The sequence below is a fragment of the Cupriavidus cauae genome (genome assembly GCF_026210475.1).
Classification (GTDB): Bacteria; Pseudomonadota; Gammaproteobacteria; order Burkholderiales; family Burkholderiaceae; genus Cupriavidus; species Cupriavidus cauae.
In genome coordinates this window covers 742430-759547 of the sequence record NZ_CP080294.1, presented here as the reverse complement: position 1 = coordinate 759547, position 17118 = coordinate 742430, and the positions used below count along the sequence as shown (strand labels likewise).

Sequence of the window (17118 nt, the reverse complement as noted above, 5' to 3'; positions counted from 1 at the left end):
GAGATAACCGGTGACGGCCGAAGTCGCTGCATACCTGGAACCTCGCGCATCCCGAAATCGTCCAACCTGGATTTGGACCGAAATGGGCAATGTCATGAAAAAAGGATTCTTCAGTGCGGTGAGTCTGGTCTTCCTGCTGGGAGCGATAGTCGGCTGCACCAGCACCGGCGCCTCCGGCGACCGGCAATCAGGCATCACCATGTACGGCACGGTGGATGCCGGTGTCAGTGTGACGCGATAAGGCAGGAAGCTACCCTCGAGGCTGGTGTGGTGCCTTGCCCTTCAACCCCATCGTCGCCCGATCGAGCCATTCGCCGATGACGGCACGGGCGGCGCGCTCGAGTACCGAACCATGCCGCGCCGCATCCGCGCGGATCGCCGCGATGTCCAGCCGATGCGCCGCCAGTTCATGCGCATGGCCGATCAACCAGCGCTCGATCTGCCGGTGATCGGCCTCGAGATGAAATTGCAGGCCGAGAATATGCGGCCCTAGCGCAAATGCCTGATTGGGGAATCCCGCGGTTTCAGCCAAACGCGATGCCCTCTGCGGAATCGCGAACTGGTCGCCATGCCAATGCAGTACTGGAATTTCGCCGACATGCCGCAATGGCGAGGCTCGGCCTTCCCCGGTCAGAGTCAGTGCCCCGTAGCCGATTTCCACCTTGCCTGTCGGCGTCACCGTTGCCCCAACGCTGCCGCCATCAGTTGCGCGCCGAGGCAGATGCCCAGGGTCGGCTTGTCCTGCCTGAGCCGCGCCGCGATGGCGTCCTTCTCCGGGGCGAGAAAGGGGTAGCGATGGGTCTCGTACACACCGATCGGGCCACCCAGCACCACCAACAGATCCGCCGCCGTCACTGTCGCGCTGTCGATCGCGTCGACACCGGCCTCCAGATAGCGGACCGTATAGCCGGGCTCGATCAATAGCGGTTCAATGATGCCGAGGTCTTCAAAGGCAACATGACGGATCGCCAATGCGGTGCGATGCATGCGGCTCTGCTCCATTCAATCAAGCGATTTGCGATATTGGCTGGCAATTCGATCGGCGGGGCGGGGGCGGATGCTCCGGCCGCCCCGACGCCATGGCGAGCCCGCTTACGCCGCGGCGCGCAGCTTCACCGCCGGAAAGTCCACCGGCACGGCGAATGCCACATTGACGTAATTGGTGAACAGGTTCAGCGCCACGTGCGCGAGGATCTCGACGATTTCCTCGTCGCTGAAGCCTGCCTCACGAACGGCCCGCACATCGGCATCGTTGACCTGCCCGCGCGCCTCCACGACTCTCAATGCGAAGCGCAGGGCCGCGGCGGTCTTGGGATCGGTGGATTCGCCACCCTGCGCCGCGGACATTTCCTCGGCGCTGGCGCCCGCCTTGCGGCCCAGCGCCGTGTGGGCCGCGAGGCAGTATTCGCACGCATTGCGGTTCGCTATCGCCACGGCGATCTGCTCGCCAAGCCGAGCCGGAATGACGCCGCTGCCGAGCGCGCCGAAGCTGCCCCACATGCTCCGCGGCGCGGCAGGAGAGTTGGCCACGGCTTTGAACATGTTCGGCGTGGCGCCGAACGCGCCGTGGATCTGCGCCAGCAGCGCCTGGCGGTCCGCGGTGGTGTGATGGGGATCGATCAGCGGGACACGAGACATGTGGTCACTCCTTGAGGTGGAAGGCTGCCGTCCGAATGGAGCGGTCGGAATCAATGGTAGGTAGAATGTCTGGACGCAAGGTGCAATAACGTCCATGAAACTTGTCCTTCCATCCGAAACGCTCGCGCAGACCACGGCCGATTCGGTGGATCGGCTGACCGCATTGCTGGACCGGTTCCGTGTCCGTACCAGGCTGTTCCATACCGGCAAGCTGTGCGGACGATCGACCTTCGAGCCGCTGCCGGGGCGCGCCTTCCTGCACGTCCTTCGCCGTGGCGAGATGGAAGTGCGGCACCGGCCCGGCGACACAGACGTGCCGCGTGTCCACCTCGCCGAGCCGACGCTGCTGCTCTATCCCCGGCCCGTGCACCATCAGTTCGTCAATCCGCCCGAGGACGGCTCGGATTTCACTTGTGCGACGCTGGATTTCGACGGCTGCGAACGAAACCCGATCGTGCAATCGCTGCCGTCGCTGGTCCGGGTGCCGCTGGACACGGTGGAAGGGCTGCGGCCTGCGCTGGACCTGCTGTTCGCCGAGGCGGATCACGTCCGCTGCGGCTCCCGCGTGCTGGCAGACCGATTGTTCGAGGTCGTGCTGATCCAGCTGCTGCGCTGGATCATCGACCATCCCGCGGAGGTCGGTGTGACGAGCGGATTGATCATGGGGCTGTCCGACCCGCGCCTGGCGAAGGCGCTCGTCGCGCTGCATCGTTCGCCGTATGAGGACTGGTCGCTGGCACGGATGGCCTCGACCGCGGGCATGTCCCGCAGCGCGTTTGCCGCGGCGTTCAAGGACGCGACCGGTACGACGCCAGCGGCGTATCTGACGGACTGGCGGCTCAGCCTCGGCGCATCGATGATGCGCTCCGGGCGACCGGTGAACCTGATCGCCACGGAGCTCGGGTTTGCCAGCGCGTCGTCTTTCTCGAAGGCATTCCGGCAGCGGATGGGGATGTCGCCGCGAAAGTGGCTGGCGGAGTCCCTGTAGCGAGCGCCGCCGTCAATCGGGCGACGAGGCGGGCTTTCGCGTTCCGCCCACGCGTTGCCTTGCGAGTTTCTCTGCAGGCGAGCGCAATACCTGGGTCAGCGAACCACCGCGGCGCGGCCGCGTATGGCCGCCAGCACCAGCACGGTCGCGCACGCCTCCAGGAACGCCACGAAGTACAGGCCCGACGACAGCTGGCCGGTATTGGTCTTGAACCAGCCGATCATGTACGGCGCCACGAATCCAGCAAGGTTGCCGATCGAGTTGATCAGCGCGATGCCGCCGGCGGCAGCGGTGCCGGCGAGAAAGGCCGACGGCAGCGACCAGAACACCGGGAACGCGGCCAGGATGCCGATCGACGCCAGCGTCAGCGCCACCAGGGCCAGCATCGCACTGTGCAGCCATAGACCGGTCAGCGTCAGGCCAACGGCCGCCAGCAACGTCGCCATCGCGCAGTGCATCCGGCGTTCGCCGCTGCGGTCCGAGTGAATGCCGTTGAGGACCATGGCGATGGTGCCGGCGATGAACGGGATGGCCGATACCAGGCCGATTTGAAGATTGCCCTGCACCCCCAGTTCCTTGATGATCGACGGCGACCAGAACGCGATGGTGGCATTGCCGCTCACGACGCAGAAGTAGATCGCGGCGCAGATCCACACGCGGGAATTGGCGAACGCGGCTTTCAGCGTCGAGTGCTTGGCCGGATCGCGATTCTCGGCCTCGATGGTGCGCGTGACCAGTTGCTTCTCGGCGTCGGACAGCCAGCGCGCGTTTGCCGGCTTTTCCGGCAGGTACATCATCACGGCGATGCCGGCGAGCACCGACGGAATGCCTTCGAGCACAAACAGCCATTGCCAGTTGGCAAGCCCGTCGACGCCATCCATCGTCGTCATGATGAAGCCGGCCAGCGGGCCGCCGATCACGCCGGCGATGGCGAACGACGTCATGAACAGGCCGTTGATGCGCGCGCGCCGTGCCGCCGGGAACCAGTACGTCAGATACAGCACGACGCCGGGGAAGAAGCCCGCCTCGAACACGCCCAGCAGGAAGCGCAGCGCGTAGAACTGCATCGGCGTCTTGACGAAGATCATCGCCATCGACGCGAGTCCCCACAGGATCGTGATGCGAGCCAGCGTCTTGCGCGCGCCGATCTTCTCGAGCAGCAGGTTGCTCGGCACCTCGAACAGGAAATAACCGAGGAAGAAGATGCCGGCGCCGAAGCCGTACACCGCTTCGCTGAATTGCAGATCCTGCAGCATCTGCAGCTTGGCGAAGCCCACGTTGACGCGGTCGATCCAGGCGAGGATGAAGAGAAAGACCAGAAAGGGAATCAGGCGGATGGCGATCTTGCGATATGCCACTTCGCATTGCCGCGCCACCTCGGTGGGCTGCAAGTTCTCTAAGGCGCCCGCGGCGCCGCTCATCACGGAAGACATCGGTGTTGCTCCTTGGGTGTGGTGGGCGGGGCTGCGCTGCATTGGCGCAGCCCTCGGAGGGTCGCTGTGCTGGGGGGCACCGCAGTGGCGGCGCAGTCTTCTCTCTGCCGCGGCGTGCCGCGTGCGGCTGCTGGATCGCCGCGATGGGGCGCGACTGCGCGCCTGCCGCGCCTACCGCGGTTGACTGCGCGCCGACCGCACGCAGGGCCGCATCAGCGCAGCAGCGGTTCGATCGATCCGGCGACCTGCAGCACGCGGGCGTCCTGGCCATGCAGGCCGCAAACGCCGAGGCCGATGCCGGGTGCGACCGGCAATGACACCGCGCAGCCGTCCAGGAAATTGATCACGCTCGGGTTGCGCAGCACCAGTCCGTTGGTCGCGAAGAAGTCCTCGTCACGGTCCAACGCATCGAGCCGCGGCGGGCGCATCGCGACGGTGGGCATCAGCCACGCATCGGCATCGCGCAGCCGCTCGGCGGCTTGGCGCTGCATCGCGCGACGCTCGGCGAGCAGCGTGATGTAATCTGCCGCGCTCAGTTGCTCGCCGCGCCGGATGCGCTGCGCAACCCGCTGGTCGTAGCGATCGCCATCGCGCGACAGCCACTCGCGATGCAGCGCCCACGCCTCGGCCGCCGTCAGGCCGCCGGCCGCGTTGATCTCGGGCAGGCGACGCAGCTCGGGGAAGTCGAACGGCACGATGCGCGCGCCTTGCGCCGACAGCCGCGACAGCATGTCCTCGAATGCCTGGGCGACCTCGGCCTCCAGGCCATCGCAAACGAAATCGCGGGTCACGTAGAGGCGCAGCCCTGCCAGCGAAGCCGGACGCGCGTCCAGTGCTTCGCCGCTCAGCACGGCATCGATGGCCGCGCAGCACGCAACCGATCGGGCCAACGGGCCGGCAGAATCCAGCGACGTCGACAGCGGCACGGCGCCATCCAGCGGCACGCGGCGCGCGGTCGGCTTGAAACCGGTCAGGCCGCAGAACGCCGACGGAATGCGGATCGAGCCCCCGGTATCGGTGCCTAGCGCGGCCACCGCCATGCCGCCTGCGACGCTGACCGCGCCGCCAGAGGTGGACCCTCCGGCGATCCGCTCGGTGTCGAGAGGCGTGCGCGGCGTGCCGTAGTGGGGGTTCAGGCCCAGTCCCGAGAACGCGAACTCGCTCATATTGGTGCGACCGATCAGCACCGCACCGGCAGCACGCAGGCGCGCCACGGCGGGCGAGTCCGCGGTCGCCGGCGCATTGCCGTCGAGCACGCGCGAGCCGGCGCGGGTCACTTGTCCGCGCACATCGAACAGGTCCTTGATGGACACCGGCAGGCCGGCGAGCGGCGAGGCCACCAGCCCGGCGGCGCGTGCCTGGTCGGCGGCGCGCGCAGCGGCGAGCGCGCCGGCCTCGTCCACTTCGATAAAGGCAACACCGCCGGCACGGCGATGGCTGTCGATGCGCGCCAGCGCCTGCTCGGTCAGCGCGACGCTGGTGGTCTGTCCGGCAGCCAGCCTGGCCGCCAGCGCCGCAATGGTCGACTCGCTCATTCGGCCACCGCCAGGCTTTCGACGCGATACGCGTGGCGCAGCGTGCGGTTGCGCACCGGGTCATGCAGTTCGACCTCGAAGGCCTCGCCATGGCCGAGCTCGCCGATCACCGCCTGGGTTCCGCAGAACATCGCCGTGCCAGCCGGCAGCGACGACTCGCCGGTCAGGCGCTGGATCAGCTCTCGCGGGTCGAGCAGGCGCGTGACCTTGCCTTCCTGGTACAGCGCGCGCTCGCCGTCGCGCACGCGCCAGCAGCGCATCTCGAGGCTGTCCCAGTGGTCGGCCACTTCCTCGAAGCGCCAGACCTGCTTGCCGACCGGCTTGTCGCACATCTGCTTGGACACCGTCACGTCATAGGCCTCGACCTTGCGGTCGGTGTGGTCCGAGCCGACGCCGACGTACAGTCCATCGCCCGCCTGCAGCAGCACCACTTCGATTTCGCCGGAGGAGTCGTCGCGCGGCACCTCGATGACATCGGCCGTGGTCAGCAGCGACGCCGCCAGCGGATAGAAGGTCGGCACGCTGGCGGGCGGCTTCACGCCGATGGCCTGCAGCTCTTCGATATGGTGCTGGACGGCCTCGAGATCGCGCCCGGTCCATCCGGCGATGATCAGACGTTGAATGTCGAGGGCGAGTTCGCCCCCGCCGGCGACTTGGAAATGCAGTGTCGGCATTGCGTACTACCTTGATTGGGGAAAAGAGGGGGTTAGAGCGTCCGGATGATGTTCTTCCGGAATTCGTCGATATGCGTGCGGACCGCTTCCCGCACCGCCGGCACATCCCGGCGCTCCAGCGCGTCGACGATCTCCAGGTGCTCCTGGTAGACGTTCTCGAGATGCTGCGGGTCGGACAGCGACAGGAACCAGAAGCGCGCCTGCTTTTCGTGCAGGCCGCGCAGCAATTCGGCCAGTACCCGATTGCGGGAGGCGGCGGACATCGCCGTATGGAACTTCAGGTCCAGCGATGCCAGCGCGGGGATGTCACGACCGGCGATCAGCGGGGGCGAGCGATCGACGATGTCGCGCATTGCCTTGAAATCGCTGTCGTGGCCGCGCTCGCAGGCCAGCGTGGCGCACAGCACCTCGTTGGTAGCGCGAACCTCGATCATGTCCAGCACTTCGTTCAGGGACAGCGGGGTCACCAGCACGCCCTTGCGCGGCATGATCGACACCAGCCCTTCGACCTCCAGCCGATGCAGCGCCTGATGGACCGGCGTGCGGCCCAGCCTGAGCATGGCCGCGACCTGGGCCTCGTTCAATGGCTCGCCAGGCCGGAATTCGCATGAAATGATGCGCCGCTTGATTTCCGTATAGGCCAGCTCGCGCATGGCCGCCCCGGTCTGGGAGGCGGTCTGCTTGCCACTGTCGTCGTCGGTTCCTACCAGTCGAATGGATGTCGCCACGGTCCGGTTCTCGTTCTCTCTGAAGTTGGAGTGATACTAGTGTGATATTTCACAGAGAACAAGGGCCGGATTTATCAGGATTTACGCGGAGCTGCCTTCAGGCGGGCGGTTCTCCCCGCGCGGCGTTATGGGCGCCGAGGTCGATAAAGACCTTCCCGCCCTGGACCCGCACCGGATAGCTGCGAACGCCCTCCGTCACCGGCGCGCACACGGCCGCACCGGTCCGGACGTCGAACTTGCCCTGATGCAACGGGCATTCGATCTCGTGTCCGTCGAGGAACCCGTCGCACAGCCTCGCGTGGCCATGCGTGCAGAGGTTGTCGGTGGCATAGATCTCGCCATCGACGCCGTACAACGCTATCTCGCGCCCACTCACATCCACGGCGATCACGTCATCCTGCGGCACGCTCGCAAGCGGAGCGGCCTCGGTCCAGCCTTCGGTCATCGTTGTCTCCAGCATCAGATCGGATAGATCAGCGAGTTGGGGATCATCTCGCTGTCGAATATGCAAAGCCGCGAGGCGAAACGCAGGCCATCGGGCGTGCGCACGACGGTGTCGAGATAGCGGCCGGCGTTCAGCACATCGGTCAGCTGATCGGGTTTGGTGCGCAGTACCGCGTAATTGGCCTCGGATACGATGCGCTCGCCGTCGGCGCTGCGCACCAGCGGCGCGCCGACGATGTGGCGCTGGTAATAGGGGTCATGGAACAGCGTCTCGCGAATGCCGTAGATGCGATCGCGCAGCATGGCCTTGCTCTCGAACGACAGCGTCGCCAGCGGCAGGCCGCGTTCGTGGTTCTCTCGCGGCTGGACCTTGTAGACGCAGTCGTCGGTGAAGAAATCGGGCCAGCGGTCCCAGTCGCCGTTGTCGACGACGCTGGCGTAATTGGCGTACAAGGTCAGCAACGCGTGGTAGTCGGCGAATTCCATCTTCAGACCTCCATTACCTTGCGCCAGTAGGCGTACATGCCGCGAATCAGCGTCTCGGTCACCATATGGTCCGTGTTCTCCGCGGTGCGTCCGCCCAGTTCGGCCAGCACGCGATGCCATGGCTTTTGCGCAAAGCCTTGCTGCGAGCATTCGATGGCCTCGCCGTCGTCGGCAGAGACGAAGCCGGCGGGGCCGAACAGATTGGCCTGGCGCAGGCGGCGGCGCGTCATGGTCTCGTCGTCGTCCTCGAAGCCGAAGTGTGTCCAGACGAAATCGAAGGTATCGGGACCGCGCGGCTGGATATGCCGCGTGGACACCGAATTGACCTGCTGCTGGAAGATCACGCTCGGAAAGATGGTCATCATCACCGCGGTGGGTTCGCCCCACCAGGGCTCGTGCACGATGTCGAGCAGCCGGTCGTCCTGCAATGTCATCTGGTCCTTGAAGCTGGCGACGCCCGAAGTCACGTCGCTCTTTCCGCCCTGTCCGCGCGTCGAAACCATCGCGGCGTGACGCAAATGCTGGTCCATGACCAGGCGCGCCTTGTTGTCGGCGCGCCAGAGGCCGAAGGTCACGAACCACGTATGCAGCAGGCCGGGGTGGTAGGGGTCCTTGATGTTCTCCTGCATCAGCTTCCAATTGCCCGGGATGCGCTGCTTGTTGTAGCCGAGCAGCTTCAGCTTGCGGCCGTTGAACAGACGATCGAAGTAGCCGAGGATGTCCGGGCCAAGATAGGTCTCCAGCGGCTCGACCTCGTGATCGAACGACGCGAAGACCACGCCGCCGCGCGTCGCGACCTTCAGCCTGGTCAGGCCGTGTTCCTCCGGCCGGAAATCCGCGGGCATGCCGCCGTTGATCTTGCCGTCCTGCTTGACCCCGCGCCGAAACGGCACGCCCTGCAGATTGCCCTTCAGGTCGTAGTTCCACTGGTGATACGGACAGTGGAAGTCCTTGCGATTACCGCTGCGCTCGCGGCAGAACTTCATGCCGCGATGCGCGCAGACGTTTTCGACCACATTGATATCGCCGTCCGCATCGCGGATCACGATGACGGAGCGCTCACCGATCGCGGTGCGCTTGAAATCGCCGGGATTGGGAATCTCGGCCTCCAGGGCGACATAGTTCCAATGGCCGCGATAGAAGCAGCGTTGCAGTTCGCGCTGATAGAGCTGCTGGTCGGTGTAGACGCGAAATGGGATGCGGCTGATGCCGTCGTCTGCCCATATCGGGTCGCTGCGTGGGGCGTTGCTGTCCATGGGATGTCTCCTGCTTTTTGTGGATGGTTGGCGGTCGTTGGTCAGTGCATTCGGGGCGCGGGTGGATCAATCGTTCGATGCGTAGAAGGCGTCCGCGTAGATATGGTCGGCTTGGATGCCGCGATCGCGCAGCAGTACCGTCGCGGCCTCGACCATCGGCGGTGCGCCACATAGATAGGCACGCCATCCGTTCAAATCGGCGTAGTCGTGCGCGACCGCTTCCGTGACGAGCCCGGTGCGCAGATCGCGGTCGCTGCCCGTCTCAGTGGAAACCACATCGATTCGCAGGCGCGGATGCCGCTGTGCCAGTTCGTTCAACCAGTCCAGCCCATACGCGTCGCGCGGCGATCGAATGCCGAAGTACAGATGGATGGGATTCGAGAGCCCGGCGGCGATCGCGCCTCGCACGATGGCGAGCACCGGCGCCAGGCCCGTCCCTCCGGCAATGCAAAGAATGGGATCGTCGTTACGCGTGCGCAGATAGGACGTGCCAAGCGGCCCGCTGACGCGAACGGTATCGCCGACCTTCAGCTGTTCACGGATATAGCCGGTGACGCGGCCTTGCGGAACCATCCGCACATGAAATTCCAGTTCGCCATCGCCCGGCAGCCGTGCCATGGAGTAGGGGCGAATATGGTCCGGCGTGAATTGCAGCGTCGCGTACTGGCCCGGAGAGAACGATAACGGCTTGGACGGCGCCAGTCGGATCAGCTTGATGTCGTGCGTCAGGTCCGCCAGTGCGGTCACCGTGCCCTTCACGATGCGAGATGGATGGACCACCACCTCGTCGGGCTCGGGGATCTCGATGGTACAGGGACCCATCACCATCGATTGGCAGGCGAGCAGGGCACGTCCGCCTTGCTCATCGTCGTTGATGGGGGCGTGGGCGCTGTCATCGCCGGCTGGCCGCACATCGCCCTCGAGCAGACGACAGCGGCAGGTGCCGCAGCGGCCCGCCATGCAGCTGTACGAGATCGGCACGCCATGCTGCTGCAACGCGCGCAGCAGATTCTCGCCCTGCGGCACGTCCAGACGCTGTCCATGGGGTAGGACGCGGACTTCCATGTCGTCTCCGGTTCGTCGTTGTTGTTGTGGTTGTTGTGGGTGTGGTCGTTATGGTCCGGACCCATCATCGGACATCACCGGTGATAAACCAATAGAATCCCGCTTATATGACCCATTCACCAAAGTGATAACGAGAAAGGGGGAGGCATGCGGCTGCAGGACGTCGATCTGAATCTGCTCGTCGTGTTCGAACACCTGCTGCGGCTGCGTACCGTGTCGGGAACGGCCCGCGAACTCGGCCTGACGCAACCGGCCGTCAGCAACGCGCTGGCCCGCCTGCGGCGAATCTTCGATGACCAGTTGTTCGTGCGCAGCGCCAAGGGGATGTTGCCGACGCCGGTGGCAGAAGACCTTGCCGAACCGGTCGCCTATGCATTGGACGCCCTGCAGTCAGCCCTGAACCGCAAGGTCGAGTTCGACCCATTGCGCAGCGACCGCAGCTTCCAGCTGGCGATGACCGATATCGGCGAGGTGCACTTCATTCCCAGGCTGATGAGCGCGCTGCGCGAAAGGGCACCCGGCGTGTCGATCGCCACCGTGCGCAATACCGCGATCGACCTCGCCGACGCGATGAGCATGGGACAGGTCGATCTCGCGGTGGGCCATCTGCCCGAACTGCCATCCGAGTTCTACCAGCGCCGGCTGTTTCGCCAGCGCTACGTCTGCATGTTTCGCGCGGGCCATGCGCTGGACAAGCGTACCGTGCGACTGCAGGACTTCGAGCGCGCGGACCACGTCGTGGTAACCGCGGCCGGCACCGGCCACGCCCGCGTCGACGAAATCCTCGCCAAGCTCGGGGTCCGCCGCAACATCCGCCTGCGCGTGCCGCATTTCGTCGCGCTGGCCGATATCGTCGCCACCACGGACCTGGTGGCGACCGTCACCGAGAAGTTCGCCGAGCGCAGCGCCGCGTATTTCGGCCTCAAATCGATCCGCCATCCGGTGGATCTGCCGGACATCCAGATCAATCTGTTCTGGCATGGGCGCTATCACCGGGATCCCGGCAATCAGTGGTTGAGGGATTTGATTTTTGAGTTGTTTGCGGAGGGGTGAGCGCGCCCCGCAAGGCAAGATCGGCGCCGCGGCTGAAGCATTTCGAGACCGGACTTCAGTAGGGAAAACTTCGTGACTTCGACACCGTTAAGAAGTTGTTGGGACAGACTCGGGACCGAGCAGGTCAAGATGCCGCAATACTATAGAGTTGCGCTCGATTGGAGATGATGCTTGTGAATGACGATATCGTCCGCGGATTGATTTCAGGTTTGATTGGGCCTCCCCTTTTCGAATGGGCAAAGAAGTATAGCTATCTATTGGTATTTATTGCGACAATTGTGATTGTGCAAGCCTGTTTGATTTTGTCGTTGGTTGACGCGCTTGGCTGGAGAACCGCTGTGCAGAAAGCGTGGGCGCCTGTTGCAATCGCTGTTTCAATAGGGTGCGGCGCATTGGCTGTAATTTGCGTCTTTGTTGGCCGGATAACGTCGCCAAAGGAACGACCGTAGGGCAGTTGCATGGCGAAGATTCGAGGATGGGTTGAGCAATTGAGATTGCAAAATGATGGAAAGCTGAAAGGATGGGTTATGACCGCCTTGGTCGTTCTGGCGGCATTGATAATGTTCCTGGCGATAAAGCTTGTAGCTGCCGGGACGTGGAGGGTAGTGGCTGCACACTCGACCTGACACTGACGGCGATTGGAGGATATGCAGCAAAAGCGCAGGCGCTTGGCCTTTGCCCATTCGAAGAATCCGCTTGGCGAAAAGCGAAGCGCACCTATGGCGACAATGATGAAAATACCTGAACCGAGCAAGCGCAATGTATGTGCCGATAACAGGGAGCGCGAAGATCGTGCACGAGAAATCGCAAATATGGGCGTATGGCGGCGGGCTGCCGTGGCATATATGGCGCTTCTTGGTTTGGCGGGTGTAATATTGATCTTTTCGCTTGCTCGCTGTGCGGGATGGAAGCCAGTATTGGTCGGACTGCCCGTACTTTGCACCATCTTTGTTAGCATCACGTACCAGCTCATTAAAGAACTTCGCATGACGAAACGTCATACGGAATTCGCGCAAGATAGCACAGAGATCTCCGAAGCATCGACGCAAATTAGTGGTAATAGTGATAATGACAATAATTGAGAGTCTTAATCAATTTCATCGGGTGAGAAGAAGAATTATTTTTTGATCATTTCATCTTCTTTGTCGCGTTCTTTATGGCATTGAAGTTCTCTGATGATCCAATTGGGGGCGGGTATTCTGATCGTGAACGGCAGAGCGGAGATCACAGCCGAACTGACGCACGAGGCCTTGCAACAACTCTCGCTGCGCTACCGCCTGGCGTGCGACGCGTGCGAAGCCTATGCCGATGCGGGCTTCACCGTGATCTATCAGGACGTGATACTCGGCGAGTATCTGAACGAGGTCCACACGAGGCTATCCGGATGGTCCCCCGGCGTACTGGTGCTCAACCCCGCGTTGGACGTGGTCGCGCGGCGCGATGCCGAACGGCGCAAGACCGCCTATGCCGGTGATTGGACCCCTGCGTCGCTGGCTGCAGGGCTGGAGCACACGCCGCGAATCGGCTTGTGGCTCGATACCTCCGCCATGACGGTTGACGAAACGGCCGACATCGTATTGCGCCATGCAGAGGCAACCAGGGCTGGCGAACAGTAGGGTGCGGGACGTGACCACCGTCGTCGCAATCAATCAATCCCATCGGGCCGCATCCCAACAAAGGCCCTCATCAACCAATTGCCTTACCATTCGATCATTGCACAGCGGACCAGCACGGGCTCCGCGTCCAAACGATCGAAGACAAGCCATGGCACTGACAATCACCCCCGGAACGACGACCCGCACGCTGATTCTTGGCGAGGCTGGCGATATCGAATTGCTGATCGACTCGCCGAAAGACGCGGTACAGGGCATTGCCGTGGTCGGCCATCCTCATCCCATGCAGGGCGGCACCGCTGACCACAAGGTGCCGCACCAGCTGGCCCGCGAATTGACCGCGCATGGCTTTCTCGCGGTGCGACCGAATTTCCGCGGCGTCGGCGCGACGCAGGGCGAGCACGACGCCGGTGTCGGCGAGACGAACGACATGCTGGCGGTGGTCGACCATCTGCGCGAGCAGTACCCGGGTCTGCCGCTGGCGCTGGCGGGCTTCTCCTTCGGCGCCTTCGTTGCGGCGTTGGCATCGGTCCAGCTTGCGCAACGCGGCATCGCGATCGATCATCTGATTCTGACCGGCATGCCGTCCGGCCCCGTTGCGAATCACCGCAGCTACGATACGCCGCCGGTCCCCGCCAATGCACTGGTGATTCATGGGGAGAACGACGAGCGCGTCGCGCTGTCGGCCATCTTCGATTGGGCCCGTCCGCAGCAGCTGCCCGTCGTGGTGGTGCCCGGCGCGGACCATTTCTTTACTGGCAAGCTGCCGGTGCTGAGGCGCCAGGTCGCCAGCTATCTGGAGCGCCCGCCCGCATCCGCCGAGGCGTGAATCGGCCGCGTGGGCCTCGTCAGCCCGGCCCAGCTGCGCCGATCAGCCGCATGGGCCTCGCCTAGCCCGGCGAAGCTCCGCCGATCAGCCTGACCCCCTTCCACTGCCCGCTCGCGACCATCTCGGACACGATGGTCTGCAGCGCGGCCTCGACGCTGCGGCACGCCAGGCTCAGGCTTGCCGACGACGACAGGCACAGGCTGACGCGCCGCTCCAGCGTCGCGTCGGCGATCGACATCGCCGCGAGCGCTTCATCTTCGTCGCCGGCCAGCGCCGACCACGGCAGGATGGTCCATCCCAGTCCCTCGCGCACCGCGGACAGCAGCACCGATACCGCGCTGGTCTCCGCGACCAGGCGGCATTGCAGGCCGGCACTGACCAGCGCGCGGTCGCACAGCACGCGGACCGAATTGGGGAAGCTGGGCAGCAGCAGCGGCAGCGCCGCGGCCTGCGCCAGCGTGATGGCGTGGGGATGTCCCGGATGTCCCGGACGTTCTGGAATTGGCCGGCCGACCAGCATCAGCTGTTCGTCGAGCAGCGGGGTCGACTGCATGTTGGGACGCTGCTGCACGTCCATTGCCACGGCGAGATCGAGCTTCTGCAGCGCCAACGATTCGGCCAGATCGGCGCTGGAGCCTTCGACGATCTCCAGCGTGATATCGGGGAAGTGCTCGGTCACATGCCGCAGCAGCGGCAGGGCCAGCACGCGGGAGGTGCTGGTCGGCAATCCCACGCTGACGTGGCCGCATGGCACGTCGCGGCCGTGCTGTACCGCGGCCTTGGCCTCTTCCATCTGCCGCAGCACCATCTTGGCGTGGCGGTAGAGGATAAGGCCGGTGTCGGTGGGTCTGGTGCCCGAGGGGCCGCGCACCAGCAATCTGGCGTCGAGTTCGGCTTCGAGGTTGGCGACGTGCTGGCTCAGCGAGGGCTGGGCGATATGGAGCGCATCGGCCGCGGCGGTGATGCTCTCGAGTTCGACGATGCGCGCGAAATAGCGCAACTGCTTCAGGTCCATATTCGGCGAGGCGGTGGCATGGTGGCCCACGCCAATCGGTCGCGAATGCGGCCGGATCGGTGGCGGGGCACGCCGGCAATGTAGCATCCGCCGGCGCCCCGCTGCGCGTTCCAGCAGCGGGGCCAGCCACGGACCCAGCCGCGGGACTAACCGAGGGATGAGCTGCGAATCGGCAGATCCAGATACGAAGCCAGCTCGCCGCCGAGCCGGATCGACAGCCGCGGCGGACGGCCATGTGGCACCTGCGGGAAGTGCCCACGGTCCGCGCCGGCGATCGACAGACGCAGCCGGCTTCCGGCGGCCAACGTCCACGCGACGGGCAGCATCGCAAAGTGCAGGCGCTCGGTCTGCCCCGGCACCAGACGCGCCGCGTCGGCCTTCGCGAACGTGCGGTAGGGCCACGTGGTGCGGTATTCCGGCGGGCACGGCGCGGTCCTGCGATGCAGCGCGCGCAGCATGCCTTCGGTGATGTAGCGCACTTGCCCGGACGCCTCGACCTCGGACAGGAAGACATGCAGCGCGGCGTCGGGCTGCGAGCTGGCGAGGCCAATGTTCAGCACGACATGGCCGGCGATCGACAGCGGCGCCGTCAGCACCGCGCCATCGAAGGACAGCAGGTCCTGCTGCCGTTCACTCCAGTCCGGGTAGTAGTCCTCGATATTGGCCGCGCCGAGCCGCTCATAGCGGGTTTGGCGGCCGGTGGACCAGTTGAAGTCGGCCATCGTGTCGCGGTCCGATTCCGCCGCGGGACATGCCGGCGACAGGCTTTCCGCATCCGCGCTCAGATACAGCCGCTGCGTGTCATCCACCGGCACCGGGGGCCAGGTCGCGGCCGCATGCCATTGCTCGTCGTGCACGCTGTAGTAGTGGACGCGGGCCTCATGCTCGAGCCCGGTGGGCAATTGCATCAGATGATGATCGAAGAAGCGCAGTACCTCGGCCAGCAGCGGGAAGTCGGAGGCGGCGTGGTTGCGCCACGGCGAGATATTGGTGCGAGCGCCGTGGTCCCAGGGTCCCAGCAGCAGTCGGCTATCGTGATCGGGCAGCGACAGGAAGCGCGTGATCGCGCCATTCGCATAGCCGCCGCCGTCGTACCAGCCCGAGATCGAATACACCGCGACATCCGGCGCAATGCCGTCGAGATAGCGATAGGGGCTGCAGCTCCCCGAATCGAGCGCCGGATCGTGCTGCGTGGCGCCATCGCGGAAGGCGAACTCCGGCGCCAGATCGGCCAGCGCGAAGTTGTTGCGGTGCTGTTCGATAGCCGCTTGTACCAGGCTGCCGTCGGTGTCGGTGTCGACCCGCTCCGGTCCATCGAAGCGCGGATCGTTGAAGTAGGGATAGCGGGCCAGCAGCGCGCGATCGTCCTGATCGAGCGCGACCATCAGTTCGTCATAGGCCTGCACCCAGACCTTGGACAGCAGGCCGCCCGGGTACAGCTGCTCGCTGTAGATGTCGGAGACCGCGAACAGCGGGGCGATCGCCTTGACCGCGGGATGGCCCGTGCTGGCCAGGAAACAGGCGGCCGCGCCCAGATAGGAGATGCCGGTCGAGCCGATGCGGCCATTGGACCAAGGCTGCGCCACGATCCAGTCCGCGATCTCGAAATAGTCGTCACGCTCGGTCGGCGAACGCAGCGCGTCACGCGTGCCGAAGCTGGCGCCGGTGCCGCGTACGTCGACCACCACCACGGCATAGCCCTTCGGTACGAAGGCGTCGCGGTATTTAGCGGTATTCGGGCTCGGCTCCGCACCGGGCTCGCGCAGCCGGAAACGGCGGAAATAGGGCGTGAAGATGACGATGGTCGGATAGCGCGCCGGCGCATCGTTGTCGCGGACCGGCCCTTCGGCCTCCAGCGGCTGCGGCACGAAGACATCGACCGCGAGCCGGCATCCGTCGCGCATCGTCACATAACAGGACAGCGGCGCATCGGGAACAGAAAAGCGCGAGGGGCGCGCTTCGAGATAGGCGCTGGCCGGCGTTTTCCAGGCATTGCCGCGGAGATCGATATCGGACATGAATCTTGCGTTGAGGTCGGTTGGCTTGCGGCAATGGTAAGCAGCGCCCCCCGAGCCCCGGAAAGACGAAATGCCGATATGGATATAGGGCTGGCCTATGGCATGCTGCGCCGCGGCGCGCAAGATCGGCCGCGAGCGCATCGAGATGCGCCAAAGCGGGGCCGAATGCCGATGCAAAACGCGGGGCATGCACCGCGGCGATTCCCGATGCCCCCGGGAGGGGCAGCCCGGAATCCGCCATAGGTTCGACCTATGGCGACATCGAGATTCCGTATTGGTTGGCACTCGCGCGAATTCTTACCATCGCTCTACAAGCCGGATCGATGGCGGCGCATTGCGCCGA

The 17118-nt window shown here is 64.7% G+C and carries 18 protein-coding genes and 1 pseudogene; 7 read left to right on the top strand and 12 right to left on the bottom strand.

The features are described from left to right. Positions 1-10 precede the first annotated feature (10 nt). Positions 11-241 (top strand): hypothetical protein, encoded by a 231-nt coding sequence (locus tag KZ686_RS18855; RefSeq protein ID WP_265634885.1) that lies wholly within the window; start codon positions 11-13, stop codon positions 239-241. A 9-nt stretch (positions 242-250) separates the two neighbouring features. Here KZ686_RS18855 and KZ686_RS18850 read toward each other — a convergent pair. Both KZ686_RS18850 and KZ686_RS18845 read right to left on the bottom strand, forming a co-directional pair. Further along, a pseudogene (locus tag KZ686_RS18850) lies at positions 251-987 on the bottom strand (glutamine amidotransferase). 105 nt (positions 988-1092) lie between these two features. Further along, positions 1093-1638, bottom strand: a complete 546-nt coding sequence (locus KZ686_RS18845; protein WP_265635304.1) for a carboxymuconolactone decarboxylase family protein — start codon at positions 1636-1638, stop codon at positions 1093-1095. A gap of 145 nt (positions 1639-1783) precedes the next feature. Here KZ686_RS18845 and KZ686_RS18840 point away from each other — a divergent pair, with 145 nt between their 5' ends. Further along, the gene (locus tag KZ686_RS18840) at positions 1784-2626 is read left to right on the top strand and encodes an AraC family transcriptional regulator (protein WP_265634883.1); all 843 of its coding nucleotides are present in this window, start codon (positions 1784-1786) and stop codon (positions 2624-2626) included. A gap of 95 nt (positions 2627-2721) precedes the next feature. Here KZ686_RS18840 and KZ686_RS18835 read toward each other — a convergent pair whose 3' ends face one another. The 8 genes from KZ686_RS18835 to KZ686_RS18800 form a co-directional block, all read right to left on the bottom strand. Further along, a complete protein-coding gene (locus KZ686_RS18835; protein WP_149319468.1) occupies positions 2722-4059 on the bottom strand; it encodes an MFS transporter in 1338 nt (445 codons plus the stop codon). Between the two features lie 212 nt (positions 4060-4271). After that, a complete protein-coding gene (locus KZ686_RS18830; RefSeq protein ID WP_265634881.1) occupies positions 4272-5594 on the bottom strand; it encodes an amidase in 1323 nt (440 codons plus the stop codon). Then, positions 5591-6268 (bottom strand): DUF2848 domain-containing protein, encoded by a 678-nt coding sequence (locus tag KZ686_RS18825; protein WP_150084615.1) that lies wholly within the window; start codon positions 6266-6268, stop codon positions 5591-5593. Before KZ686_RS18825 ends, KZ686_RS18830 begins: the two co-directional genes overlap by 4 nt. A 32-nt stretch (positions 6269-6300) precedes the next feature. Further along, the gene (locus KZ686_RS18820; protein ID WP_407648598.1) at positions 6301-6996 is read right to left on the bottom strand and encodes a GntR family transcriptional regulator; all 696 of its coding nucleotides are present in this window, start codon (positions 6994-6996) and stop codon (positions 6301-6303) included. A gap of 97 nt (positions 6997-7093) precedes the next feature. Then, positions 7094-7441, bottom strand: coding sequence for a non-heme iron oxygenase ferredoxin subunit (locus tag KZ686_RS18815; protein ID WP_265634879.1), 348 nt, complete (start codon positions 7439-7441; stop codon positions 7094-7096). 14 nt (positions 7442-7455) lie between these two features. Further along, positions 7456-7926, bottom strand: coding sequence for an aromatic-ring-hydroxylating dioxygenase subunit beta (locus KZ686_RS18810; protein ID WP_265634877.1), 471 nt, complete (start codon positions 7924-7926; stop codon positions 7456-7458). A 2-nt stretch (positions 7927-7928) separates the two neighbouring features. Then, complete coding sequence (locus KZ686_RS18805; RefSeq protein ID WP_265634875.1) at positions 7929-9182, bottom strand: aromatic ring-hydroxylating dioxygenase subunit alpha; 1254 nt, start codon at positions 9180-9182, stop codon at positions 7929-7931. Between the two features lie 66 nt (positions 9183-9248). Continuing rightward, positions 9249-10247, bottom strand: coding sequence for a 2Fe-2S iron-sulfur cluster-binding protein (locus KZ686_RS18800; protein WP_265634874.1), 999 nt, complete (start codon positions 10245-10247; stop codon positions 9249-9251). 147 nt (positions 10248-10394) lie between these two features. Here KZ686_RS18800 and KZ686_RS18795 point away from each other — a divergent pair, with 147 nt between their 5' ends. From KZ686_RS18795 to KZ686_RS18775, 5 genes are all read left to right on the top strand, one after another. Then, positions 10395-11300 carry a LysR family transcriptional regulator gene (locus KZ686_RS18795; protein ID WP_265634872.1) on the top strand — a complete coding sequence of 302 codons (906 nt, stop codon included), beginning with the start codon at positions 10395-10397 and terminating at the stop codon, positions 11298-11300. A 173-nt stretch (positions 11301-11473) separates the two neighbouring features. Further along, positions 11474-11749: a hypothetical protein gene (locus KZ686_RS18790; RefSeq protein ID WP_265634870.1), complete on the top strand. Its 276-nt coding sequence runs from the start codon at positions 11474-11476 to the stop codon at positions 11747-11749. Between the two features lie 198 nt (positions 11750-11947). Continuing rightward, positions 11948-12382 (top strand): hypothetical protein, encoded by a 435-nt coding sequence (locus KZ686_RS18785; protein WP_265634868.1) that lies wholly within the window; start codon positions 11948-11950, stop codon positions 12380-12382. Between the two features lie 93 nt (positions 12383-12475). After that, complete coding sequence (locus KZ686_RS18780; protein ID WP_265634865.1) at positions 12476-12916, top strand: P-loop NTPase family protein; 441 nt, start codon at positions 12476-12478, stop codon at positions 12914-12916. 148 nt (positions 12917-13064) lie between these two features. After that, positions 13065-13742 carry an alpha/beta hydrolase gene (locus KZ686_RS18775; protein ID WP_265634863.1) on the top strand — a complete coding sequence of 226 codons (678 nt, stop codon included), beginning with the start codon at positions 13065-13067 and terminating at the stop codon, positions 13740-13742. Between the two features lie 61 nt (positions 13743-13803). Here the strand turns inward: KZ686_RS18775 and KZ686_RS18770 are convergent, their stop codons facing one another. Continuing rightward, entirely contained in the window at positions 13804-14787 is a 984-nt protein-coding gene (locus tag KZ686_RS18770) for a LysR substrate-binding domain-containing protein (RefSeq protein ID WP_265634861.1), read from the bottom strand. Between the two features lie 116 nt (positions 14788-14903). Beyond that, positions 14904-16775 (bottom strand): CocE/NonD family hydrolase, encoded by a 1872-nt coding sequence (locus KZ686_RS18765; RefSeq protein WP_265634859.1) that lies wholly within the window; start codon positions 16773-16775, stop codon positions 14904-14906. Positions 16776-17118 lie beyond the last annotated feature (343 nt).